The following is an 11,156-nucleotide window of genomic DNA, read 5'->3' as shown; positions in this document are numbered from 1 at the left end:
AGGTCTATTGATTTGGAAGCGCTCGCTATGAGTGACGAAATTCGATCACTTCTAACTCAATGAAGGAGAAGCGATCGTTACAAGCATAAAAGGGTCATGAACGCTTTAAAAAATATCCTTCATTTGTTTTTTGTAACTATCTTTCTTGTAATTATTAGTAACCTTTGGATTGTCCAAGCCTTCACTCCTCCATCTTCTTACCAGCCTCTTGAGGTTATAGACGGCGCAGCTTTGTATAAACAACAACGAACTGATGGTAACGAAGCCTATCTGCAAGTAATTGACCTACACAAAATGCAAATAGACCAACTGGTCGGAGAGGTCGATGATATGGGTCTAGGCCAGGGGAAATATTATCAGGGGGAAGGTAAGTATTACAGCCCTTTTTTTAAAATGAAGCTGTTTGAGGAAGTTACCGAGGAATACAAAGAACTTTACAGCGACGCCGTTTTTTCTGTGATCAATTGTTCTTTTTTTGAACAATACAAAGCCAGTTCACAGCTATCCTTTCCCATTAAACTCAATGGCGAAGTCATCACTGCCGGACATAGCCCCTACGGACCTGTCAGCCAACCCGCAGATAGATTTTATAGTAATATCCGCTTGAAGGCTTTGGTCTGGGATGATAAAGGGGCTTATATTACAGATTACGACCCAACTAATGGTGCGCCTTTAAACCAAAGTAGTGTTAAAAATGCAATTGTTAGTTACCAGTACAGCGATCATCCGGCTAAGGTATTAGCCCAAAATCAAGTGAATCGGTATCATGTCATCGGTACACTGGACTTTGATGGTATTAAAGGTGATGAACTGCTGTTGATTATGACAGTGAACAAAGCCACACTGGACGAGGCAGCCGATTTATTAGGTCAATTAGGCGTTAAAGGGGATATTATAACCATTGACGGCGGCAGTTCGACTTACTTGTTCAATTCCCGCAAGGGGAATATTATCGTACCTCAACCAGCTAATCAGGGAGATAATCCAACCTTCCGTAAGCTTCCCCATTACCTGGGATTCCGCAGTAGAGGCAAAAAGCCAGTTTCGCCACTCATTAAAGTCAGCCAACCTGCTAGTAAGGTGCAAGTTGAAAAGGATAAACCTTATGTCATCTTGTGGAGGGACAATCTCGACAGCGATGTGACAATCGAGTTATACGATGGGAACAAGCGTATCCAAGTCATTTCTCCTCGTACTGCTAGTGATGGGGTTTATGAGTGGACACCGAACAGTCCAGTGAAAGACAGCTATTCTCTTCGTATTTCTAGTATCAAAAACCGGAAAATATTTGGTAGATTGCTCTTGTCATGAAGAGTGCGATCGCACGTCGATATCTGGCTGAATGAGGCGATCGCATATCCTGTGTGTTGCACGTATGATGAATACAATTAGTCGCAAGGGGAGTGCCGAAAGAGGATATTGTGCTGGGGCTTCATGCTCCTTACAAGCGGCAGTATACAGGCTACGGAGTAGCTTAGAGAAATGTGCTCTGCGCTAGCCTGGGCTTCGCCCCGCTTTGCTAACGGCAATGCCTGCCGTAGGAAGCCCAAAGGGCTGTAGGGCGAACGCAGCAGCGCTTCGCTATCGCGCAATTGTCTCTTCAAAAGCTATGACCTCGGCACGAGAGCGCAATATTGGCTCACGTAACGGGGTGGTGTGTCAAAACCAGTTGGCGATGGAGAGGACAAACAGGACAAGGGAGACAAAGAGGACAAGGAAGCGTTTGTCTTTTAGTACACGAATAGTAAAATTTATTAGCAAACTTCTTATAATTATAAATTTCTGTTTCTGCCAGAATATAGAAAGGCTAGATCTTTGTTTTTCGCTCCTAGTTTCGCTTCCATTTGCGCGTTGCCAGGTTGCAAAAATATCTAGAAAAATATAGGTAGCTCTATCTATAAGTTCTTTCAGTTTTGGTTTAGGCAGATGTTCCCAAGTTTCTAAACCAATATTGTAATCTTTATTGAAAAAAATTTCCTTATCTTCCAACGACATGGAAGCAAGAGAATTTTTAGCTATTTCTTCAACAACAAGTGCGGTGATAGCAGAATCGAAACTCAAGTTGATGGGATCAAATTTAATAATGGATTCCTTCTGTTGCTGCTTCCGTTTTTTTCCGTCTGATTTCTGCTCACTACAATTTTGTGCAGCATTCTCCCATTTTTGCTTAGGTGATTCAGGCTGAGGTTTCTTTTGTTGTTTCCAGTATAATTGCTCCTCAATAGACGTTTTCATCGTTTCCTCGAACTCTTGATCGAGAATAAGAAGATGTCCAACAGACACGAGTGATTGCACAAACTCTGCGAGAGGGTCTGATTTTTCTTCATCTTCTAGGGATTGCCCGTCGCTACTTTGAACATCCAATGATGAAAATAAATTGTTGATTTTTTGCTTTAATTCATTTTTTTTCTTACTCAAATATTGTTGGTCTTCCTCTGAGTTAGACTTGTGTTTGGGAGCGAAATCAGGAGATAAAGCTTCTTCAAGCAAACGATCTAAATACTCAGATGGAGCGATTTTCGGTTCTTGTGCCTGAGCCTGAGCGTCCAAAAATTTTTCAAAATTTTTAATTTTATCCTTAGTTATCAAAGCCTCAACAATGCGATTGAATCCATCCAACCGTCCCCAGAGGATATCATTCGCACGCCAAGATTCTTTTAAAAAGCCACCAAATGCATTCAAGCTATCCCCAGCTAGTTTTTTATCTACTCTTTCGCCCTTCTCAAATCTACTAGAGAAACCTAATTTGGCATCTTCAGGACTGATTCTAAATGTCTCAATTATCTGTTTTTCAGGTGTACCTGCTAAATAATCTAGTGGATACAAAACTGTATCAAGTTTTTCAAAATCTTTAAAATACATTATCAATTTTTCTTTAATATAATTAGAATGATCGATTTCCCCCATTTCCCAAAGATAATCAGTTGATTGTGTATTCTTAGTTTTATTTACATTTTCTTTCGGGGTCAATATTGTTAATATTGTATTTTGAGTTTCATTTACAAGTTCTTGCAGTATAGATTTCTTTGACAATTCACGCAATTGATTGAGTTGTTCATTTGATGATTTTTTAAAAAAAGCATCTAATTCAAACAGAGGATATTTATTAATTTCTTGAAATTTCTCCTCCAATTTATAAGTTAACTGTTTAACTGATAATTTTTGATTTTTTAAATTTGATAACAATCCTATATCGAGAAATTCTCCATGTAGCCATAACATTGCTCTATAGAACTTTTCGGCAAATTGCTTTTCTGGAACTTTATTTGTTGACTCTAATAACCCAAAAAAGTATTTTTCTATTCCTTGAGAAATAAAAAGTTTGTCTAGTTTATCTTTAATGATTTCAATAAGCTTTCTATGATAATTTAATTCTTTAATTAGCTTTTTTATATTGTCCAATATTCCTTTTATTTGGTCTATAGAAATTTCATCAATTTGCTTTTTCTGGCTTTCTGCGCTGTCAGTGTTGATTTCTTTGTTCTTAATACATTCATCAATCTCTTGTTTTTTCTTATTCTTGAGCCATTCACAAAGATAGTTTTCATCAAGTAATCTGTACACGTAATCAGTAATAAAAAAGTATCTTCTTAAGGCATAATCAACATCAAGATTTTTAATTTCTTCCTCAAGCTGCTCAAGAAGCTTTAACCGCTCAGAGCTACCTTGTGGATCGGTGAACGGTTCAGCAAGTAACTTTGCTACTTCTTCTAGTTTTTGAGTTCTACTTTCTTCTGGATCAATTGCTTTTATCAAACCTTCTGATTTTAAGAAAATTAGAGGAAGAATTTTGTCTTCAAGACTGATAAGACGCGTCCGAAGATAAACATTTCTCTGCTGATCGTAGAAATCCCGATTTTGTACATCCGGTTTGTCTTTATCTAAAAGATTCTCGAGATCTACCAGCAAAAAATTGTAGCGGCGAACTTTCTCGTTATGTTCATTGATTAGCTCCAAATCAGTATTAATGCTTTCATATCTTGGCATAGAAAGTAAAGAATCTTGGACAACCTGAAAAATATCAGGTTTCAACATATCATCATACTTAGGGTTGCCGACAAAGCGCTCTGGACTTGGATCAATATAAAATAGCTTTCGGAAAACTGGGCGATCTGCTGATCGATGGTAAATTTCTTTAATTGTGTAGCTAAATGGACGATTATCTAACACGCCACCATCAACAAAATGAAGGCGATATCCTTCGCCAGGATCGTCATCAGTATTAGAATTATTCTTCTGCTTATTTTTTTGTGGTTGTGGTCGATTTTCCGGTACAATTCGATTGTTTAATTTCCCCCATTCTACTAGCTTTTGATCGAGATGGGGCTTAGGATTGTTATCTGTAAACTCTAGCTTGACTGTAACAGCAGGGAAAGCAACGGGAAAACAAGAAGTAATGCGACACAATTTAGCAAGTGCTTCACGGGTAATATCATCTTCTGGATTGAATGGGTTACTTTCGGAATCGTAATCGCGATATTTTAGATGAAAAATTGCATGGTGATCTTTAACATCAATTATACAATTAGTGGAGTCAAATACTTGATAGATTTTACCCTGAATATCGGTACCTGTAATAAATAAATCCAATTCCCCAAATTCTGAAAACCAATCATCATTAGGTGCAGTTTCAAAGTTACATCTTTCAAGAGCGTCGCTGATTTGAGCTTGATATTTTTTGCCATTAAAGAAAGAAGATTTATCAGCATTACGGTCTTCCTTGAGATTAAAAAAAAGTTTATTAATGTCTCCTTCGTCTTTCCAAATAGCTGCAAATTCTTTGAAGTTAATATACTTGTCTCCTTGGCTGTTGGCTAAAGCATAACTTAACAAAACTCCATTAATCCCTCCGGCTGAAGTTCCTGAAATAATGTCCACTACGATATCAGCATCGGTGAGAGCTTTGATCAGTTTATAGATACCTTTACCCCGGACAGCATTATAGAACTCCTGGCAAATTCCATTCATGTAAATTGCTAAGGACACGCCTCCAGACACCACGAGTCCAAGACGATGTTCGCGAGAGAATTCAGGTGGATTGAGCGGAAGGTTATCGGGGCTAGAGGACATAGTATGTTCTTAATTAAGAAGGGTAGACTAATTTTAACTTTTGCTAATTTGACAGCTTCTCATGTCGCACTCGGCAAAAATGCCCAAGAGATAGGGCTTGGGACTATAGGGGCTACACAGTTCAGGAAAATATAGCTCTATCGTAACTAGAGCGATCGCAACTTTACAGTACCCTCAAGGGTACTCTTAGGTAAAAATGCCAACTTGACTCTGCTTAACAAGAATGTAGCGCTCGTTCTGGAACTGGTAAATTTCAATGCTCTATCGGCGAACGAGCCAAAGTTCGCTGCCTTGATTATACACACAGCTTTTGTGCAGAACACATTTTAGTTATTTTGTTTATTTGGGTCGTTGGGATTCCGGAATGAAGACCTTTTACCCTGTATTAGTAGTTTTGGTAGTGTAATACCAATTAGTTTTGAGGCAAGACGAATATTCTCTACTGGCTCCCTCCTTAATAAAAGGGGCTGGGGGGTATGAAACATGGCGTGACCTTGAAAAAGCCAATTGGTATAGCTTGATAGTATCCTGTTTTAGTATTCCACTGGTGGAGGTACATCCAATGAAATTATTCAGAAAAGATGAGATTGATTACGTTCAGTTATATATGAAAATCAAGAGACGTTGTGAATTTCAATTAAATTTCTCCTGTTTTCTTTTGGGTTTATTTTTTGTTTTGCAGTATTCTGTACCCATTTGTCTGGTACTGCTGGGTAGTATTACAACTTCAAAAGAGCAGATTGTTACTTTTGTTTCACCACTTGTTTCACTTTCTTCTCCTTCTCAATCTACAAATGTTGAGCAAAAACAAACCTCTAATAAAGATGCTGAAATTTTAGCGTCAGAAATAATATTCTTCCTGGGTCTAGTTACTATATTGTTAGGCGTTATCAACAATACAATTCGTCCTGCTGAAAGCTATGATACTTGTTCTAACTACAATAATAAATTCAATAAATTTATTATTGATTTAGATTTGGACATGGTCAAGCTTGGAGGTTTGCCAGAAAAATCCCATCTTAACCCACAAAAAGTTGATTTAATCTATCAAGTGTTGATGGCAAAAAATAAGGAACTTTTTGAGTTAGTAGATGAATATAATAAAGCTAGATCGCTTAGCCCCCGACAAGCTAATATAGAGGCTATAAATCAAAAGGATGATAAGCAAAAATCAAAAGATACTAACAGCACTTCAAGTAAGGTCTCTGATGATACCACTGGGAATTTTTTAGCTGACGCACCAAATACTTTAAATGAGTCATCTAATGGGACTTCTAATAAATCTTTAGTTGAGATACCCACTAATTCTAATTAGCTACATACATCAATTGCTAGGGGACAAGATGTTAGTGTCCTTAGCATGTACTGCTTCTGGCAAAACTAAGTAAACAGTTCATTAATTTCCATAACACTTATCTGTAACAGGCACTTAACAACATACTAGAATCGAGCTTCGGTTTTTGGGCAATGTCTGCTTTCTGCGAGAGACCGGCACCTGTATGTCCTGTATTCACCCAAAGGATGGCTCTTGCGCCATCTCGAAGGCATTTCTTTCTGGATTCGACAGGCTTCCCTGTGGGAATAGGTACAGGCAAGACCTTAATTCCTCTGCTGCCAAACACAATTTCAGCGATCGCACGAGCGCGGCGCATATGATAATCAGAGGTAATCAAGTAAACGCTATCAATCCCCTCTGCTTGAAACTTATCAACTAAACTCGTGAAGTTAGTCACTGTATCCACCGCTTCATAATCCAAGTGGACGCGACTCTTCTCAATTCCTGCCTTAGCAAACACCCGTCTTGCGTAGTCTTTAGGGCTACCCGAAGACACCCAGATGGGCAATCCTGGGTGTTGTGCCGCAAACTTAGCGGCAAACCGCTCTCGCTCTGTGGCTCCCCCTAAGACAAAGATGGCATCGGGTTGCGGAGGTTGCTTCTTACCGCATCCTGTAGTTAGTACCAGCATCGCAAAAGCTAAACCGGCAGTTGTCTGCTTTAGTCGTTTCATCTGTTCACAGCAATAGTTCTGCTGTTAGCGCTTAAATCAAAATTATCAAGACCAAAGCCCACAACAATCTCTCAAGATAAGTATTTCATAGTTATAACAAAAGGCAGAAGGCAGAAGGATTTTATCTTTATTACTGGTACGTAGCCGTTTAGACCGTTAAAGACAGTCCTACCCTTTATGGCGATCGCTCTAATAAGTATCATTCTAGACTTAGCTGACGACAGCACTTACCCTCACAGTTGCGGCGGCTGCGAATACAGCCCTGTTCGGCAAACCGCAGACCATGTTTGCGAACAGTAGGCCAAGCTAAGAGTTGTAACGGTATTCCTGTCAACTTCCAAACAACCCTGCCAGCCGAATGCAAGATATCCCAAATTTCCTCAATGCTTGGCTTCTCTAAGAATTCTGCCATCTCATCTTTGAATGCTTGCCATTGGGAGCGAATGCTAGGTTTCTGACAACGGTCGTAAACGGCGATTCCAGTCCAGTAATTTTGGAGAATTTTGAACATTGTCTGTTTCATCCAGGGGCAACCCACTGTGAAAGGAATAGGATCAGTGTATAAATTCTTGCACCTAACTAGATTTCTCCCCCATCCAAAACCTAACCTCTAAAATCTAAAATCCTATGAGTCAATCTCCTCCATCTGATACTCAAATATTGTCTTACGTCTTTGCTGGTACTCTGGCAGTTACTGTTGTTGTTTATGTGCTTAGAGGCTTTGGCGTTCCTGGGTTTACGGCTCTACCCGGTCTTGTGATTTGGATCTTAATTTTGCTGTCGATCGCTACAGGATTGGCTTACGGCGTTCAGAAAACTCGGCGTTATTAAGCTTAGCTGTAACACTACATACAGGATTTCTCAACTATCTTTAAATATTGCTAAATAATCAATCTTAAGAGCGATTTTGTGCTATGAAGCCGTCAAGTAGCCTTCTAGAGGCATCAAGAATCAGAAAATATGCCTACGGAGGGTAAAAATGGTTGACGAATATAGAGCAGAACGCACGGTTTCAGCAGTATTTAAGGAACAAGAGCAACTTGATCAGGTGGTGCGGCGATTAATGGATCGGGGCGTGCCTCAAGACCACATTTCGGTCATGGGCAAGAATTTTCAGTCCAAAACCCGAATTGCTGGCTTTATCACTAAACGGGATGTCATCTTTGGAGGGCTGCGCTCGGGTGCTGTTTTTGGTTCCTTATTTGGCTCCTTTTTGGCACTACTAACGGGTGTTGGCGTATTGTTTATTCCCTTTGTCGGCCCTGTAGTGGCAGCTGGCCCCTTGGGTGCGCTACTGTTGGGTGCGGCAAGTGGTGCGATCGCAGGCAGCGCAGGTGCAGGTTTAGTGTCTGCCCTCGTCGCTTGGGGAATGCCGGAAGATAAGGCAACCATTTATCAAACTCGCGTAGAAGCGGGTGAGTTTCTGGTGATGGCAGAAGTTCCCGCCAATAAAAGTGGAGAATTTCAATTGTTATTGGAAAGTGCGGGCGGGGAGGAAGTGCATATCACTGAGATGACCCTACCTCGCGCCTGTCCTGGACGGTGTAATGAGGCAAGGGACTTGTCTCCAGAAGTGCGATCGCATCTCTCCCAAGAGGCTCAAAGAACCTTCATAGAACGCTACAATACTGTCTTCGATGAGACAGAAGACCCGATGAAGGCAGAACAGGCAGCTTGGGAGACCGTTCACCAACAGTATGAAGAAGATGAACATGGTGTCTGGTCGAAGCAAAAAGTGGCAGTCTAGTGAAATCTAAATAAAGTATTTAGCCTCCGGAAGTCGCTTTCCGGAGGTTTGGTTTATACTATCCTCGGTGCGAAGAGGAGTATAAAGAATGCAAACTTATATCTGTACAGTTTGTGGCTACGTCTACGACCCAGAAGAAGGCGATCCAGATTCAGGGATAGAACCCGGAACAGCCTTTGAAGATATTCCCGATGATTGGGTATGTCCAGTGTGCGGCGCTGGAAAAGAAGACTTTGAAGCACAATAGAAAGGGTTAGTTTCTGCTTTCCCTAGTTTATTTATTTTGCAATCCTTACGAATTGTAGTCATCGGGGGTGGTGCCGCAGGTTTTTTTGGTGCAGTCACCTGTGCGTCTGCCCATCCCCAGGCCCAAGTTACTTTACTAGAAGCTGGGCGTCAGCCATTATCTAAGGTTCGGATTTCGGGTGGAGGACGTTGCAATGTCACTCATGCCTGCTTTGAACCTGCGCTTTTGGTGCAAAATTACCCCAGAGGCAGCAAAGCGTTGCGAGGGGCTTTTTCGCGATTTCAAGCGAAGGATACGGTGGCGTGGTTTCAGTCTCACGGTGTGAAGCTGAAAACCGAGTCTGATGGGCGGATGTTTCCCGTTACAGATAATTCGGAAACGATTGTCAATTGTTTGGTCAATGCCGCTGAGGATGCTGGGGTCAAGCTTCGCATGGGTACAGCGGTCAAGTTTGTTACGCGGCAATCTGATCAAAGCGAAGAACCCCCCCAACCCCCCCTTGGTAAGGGGGGGAGTATCCAGGGAGAGTTTCAAGATTTTCCCCCCTTGATAAGGGGGGCTAGGGGGGTCAATCCAGTAAGTGCAAAAAGCGGGTTTGAGGTTGAATTAAAGACGGGTGAGATTTTCAAGTGCGATCGCATCCTCCTCGCCACGGGTAGCAATCCCCAAGGTTACGCCATAGCTAAAGCGTTAGGTCATACGGTCGAATCCCCTGTTCCTTCTCTATTTACCTTCAATATTCCTGACCCTCGATTGCGGGATTTAGCAGGCGTAAGTGTGAATAATGCTCATTTACGATTACCGGAAGCAGGTAAAACCTTAAAAGAGCAAACAGGGCCATTGTTAATTACTCACTGGGGGTTAAGTGGCCCCGTCGTTCTCAAGCTTTCTGCTTGGGGTGCTCGATTCTTACACGAGCATCATTATCAAACACCTTTACTCGTCAATTGGCTTCCCCAATATAACGAGGAAAGTCTGCGTCAAATGCTATTGGCAGTTAAGTCTCAGTTGCCGCGACGCCAAATCACGACCAGTTGTCCTGTCCCTATCCCTAAGCGGTTGTGGGAGAGTTTAGTTGCCAGTGTTGGCATTGGTGCAGAAGAACGTTGGGCGGAAGTCTCGAAAAAAGCCCTCAACCAGCTGATTCAAGAACTCACTCAGGGACAATACTGGATTAAAGGGAAGGGGATTTTTAAAGAGGAGTTTGTCACCTGCGGCGGCGTAAGTTTAAAAGAAGTGGACTTTAAGACGATGGAAAGTCGTTTAGTTCCAGGTCTTTACTTCGCTGGAGAAATCCTGGATATTGATGGCGTTACGGGTGGCTTTAATTTTCAGAGTGCTTGGACGACGGGATGGTTAGCGGGTCAAGCAATGGGACTAACGCACCATTGACGAATTTTCCGATCCTTGAGCTGCTCTTAGATCCCCCCAACCCCCCTTAAAAAGGGGGGCTATATGGAGTTGTGAGAGTTTAAGTTGACTATGATGCTTCATCGGGCGGTGGATCAAAAATCACTGTAAATTCGGCGGCAGGCATGAATCGGCTGAGATGGGGTTGGGGGGATCTCCCCGCAGATAATCACTTTTCTCCTGTCAGCCAAACAATCGCCGAAATCATTGCATAACCTCTCCCCTCATGAGAGATATAGATGCATCGAGTCAGCAAACTGTGTCCCTAGCTCCAGCCAGAACTAGCGATTGTCTTCTACAAGCAATCTGTCAATGTCACTGAGGGGATTCGCAAAGATTTACGGGTACTACCAAAAGAGCAACAGCAGTCATTCACCGAAACCGTTGCAGCCAGATATCGCCGTCTTGCTGACCTCCTCCTCAAACAAGACCGAGTCCTCGAAGCGCAACGAGTCCTCGACCTCCTCAAAGTCCAAGAACTCGACGATTACCTGAGCAACGTGCGCGGCAATAACAATACCGCTCAAGGATTGCCGAATCTCCCACCCGAACAACAGACATGGACGAGTTATAGCACTACGCACACACGTTAGGACATTTATTCAAGGCAGCATCCACTATATATTGTGAGTCTCCTAACATAACGAGAAAGTCCTGACCCCTTGGATATGGA

Annotated in this window: 9 protein-coding genes and 2 pseudogenes; 8 read left to right on the top strand and 3 right to left on the bottom strand. The window is 41.9% G+C overall.

What is annotated here, in order from left to right:
* The first annotated feature begins 96 nt into the window (after nt 1-96).
* Nucleotides 97-1,311 carry a phosphodiester glycosidase family protein gene (locus V6C93_RS10640; protein WP_333476630.1) on the top strand — a complete coding sequence of 405 codons (1,215 nt, stop codon included), beginning with the start codon at nt 97-99 and terminating at the stop codon, nt 1,309-1,311.
* Nucleotides 1,312-1,385: 74 nt separating this feature from the next.
* Nucleotides 1,386-1,478, top strand: a pseudogene (locus V6C93_RS10635) (element excision factor XisI family protein); the annotation flags it as partial.
* Nucleotides 1,479-1,659: 181 nt separating this feature from the next.
* Here the strand turns inward: V6C93_RS10635 and V6C93_RS10630 are convergent.
* A complete protein-coding gene (locus V6C93_RS10630) occupies nt 1,660-5,070 on the bottom strand; it encodes a patatin-like protein (RefSeq protein WP_333476629.1) in 3,411 nt (1,136 codons plus the stop codon).
* A 418-nt stretch (nt 5,071-5,488) separates the two neighbouring features.
* Between V6C93_RS10630 and V6C93_RS10625 the strand changes: the two genes are divergently transcribed.
* A complete protein-coding gene (locus tag V6C93_RS10625) occupies nt 5,489-6,385 on the top strand; it encodes a hypothetical protein (RefSeq protein WP_333476628.1) in 897 nt (298 codons plus the stop codon).
* Between the two features lie 97 nt (nt 6,386-6,482).
* Here the strand turns inward: V6C93_RS10625 and V6C93_RS10620 are convergent, their stop codons facing one another.
* Together V6C93_RS10620 and V6C93_RS10615 are read right to left on the bottom strand one after the other, a co-directional pair.
* Entirely contained in the window at nt 6,483-7,079 is a 597-nt protein-coding gene (locus V6C93_RS10620) for a YdcF family protein (protein WP_333476627.1), read from the bottom strand.
* 199 nt (nt 7,080-7,278) lie between these two features.
* A complete protein-coding gene (locus V6C93_RS10615; protein WP_333476626.1) occupies nt 7,279-7,602 on the bottom strand; it encodes a hypothetical protein in 324 nt (107 codons plus the stop codon).
* Nucleotides 7,603-7,706: 104 nt separating this feature from the next.
* Between V6C93_RS10615 and V6C93_RS10610 the strand changes: the two genes are divergently transcribed.
* The 5 genes and pseudogenes from V6C93_RS10610 to V6C93_RS38180 all read left to right on the top strand — a co-directional run.
* Nucleotides 7,707-7,910, top strand: a complete 204-nt coding sequence (locus tag V6C93_RS10610; RefSeq protein ID WP_333476625.1) for a hypothetical protein — start codon at nt 7,707-7,709, stop codon at nt 7,908-7,910.
* A gap of 148 nt (nt 7,911-8,058) precedes the next feature.
* Nucleotides 8,059-8,826 (top strand): ChaB family protein, encoded by a 768-nt coding sequence (locus tag V6C93_RS10605; protein ID WP_333476624.1) that lies wholly within the window; start codon nt 8,059-8,061, stop codon nt 8,824-8,826.
* A gap of 88 nt (nt 8,827-8,914) precedes the next feature.
* Nucleotides 8,915-9,073, top strand: a complete 159-nt coding sequence (rd, locus tag V6C93_RS10600) for a rubredoxin (RefSeq protein ID WP_333476623.1) — start codon at nt 8,915-8,917, stop codon at nt 9,071-9,073.
* Between the two features lie 36 nt (nt 9,074-9,109).
* Nucleotides 9,110-10,465: an NAD(P)/FAD-dependent oxidoreductase gene (locus V6C93_RS10595; protein WP_333476622.1), complete on the top strand. Its 1,356-nt coding sequence runs from the start codon at nt 9,110-9,112 to the stop codon at nt 10,463-10,465.
* A 290-nt stretch (nt 10,466-10,755) separates the two neighbouring features.
* Nucleotides 10,756-11,055 (top strand): annotated as a pseudogene (locus tag V6C93_RS38180) (hypothetical protein); the annotation flags it as partial.
* Nucleotides 11,056-11,156: the final 101 nt, after the last annotated feature.

The sequence above is a fragment of the Allocoleopsis sp. genome, assembly GCF_036703385.1.
Lineage (GTDB): Bacteria > Cyanobacteriota > Cyanobacteriia > Cyanobacteriales > Coleofasciculaceae > Allocoleopsis.
This window is presented reverse-complemented; position numbering and strand designations above follow the sequence as displayed.

Coding starts and splice junctions, on each gene's coding strand:
- V6C93_RS10640 (WP_333476630.1), top strand. CDS start 97: ATGAACGCTTTAAAAAATATCCTTCATTTGTTTTTTGTAACTATCTTT.
- V6C93_RS10630 (WP_333476629.1), bottom strand. CDS start 5,070: ATGTCCTCTAGCCCCGATAACCTTCCGCTCAATCCACCTGAATTCTCT.
- V6C93_RS10620 (WP_333476627.1), bottom strand. CDS start 7,079: ATGAAACGACTAAAGCAGACAACTGCCGGTTTAGCTTTTGCGATGCTG.
- V6C93_RS10615 (WP_333476626.1), bottom strand. CDS start 7,602: ATGAAACAGACAATGTTCAAAATTCTCCAAAATTACTGGACTGGAATC.
- V6C93_RS10610 (WP_333476625.1), top strand. CDS start 7,707: ATGAGTCAATCTCCTCCATCTGATACTCAAATATTGTCTTACGTCTTT.
- V6C93_RS10605 (WP_333476624.1), top strand. CDS start 8,059: ATGGTTGACGAATATAGAGCAGAACGCACGGTTTCAGCAGTATTTAAG.
- rd (WP_333476623.1), top strand. CDS start 8,915: ATGCAAACTTATATCTGTACAGTTTGTGGCTACGTCTACGACCCAGAA.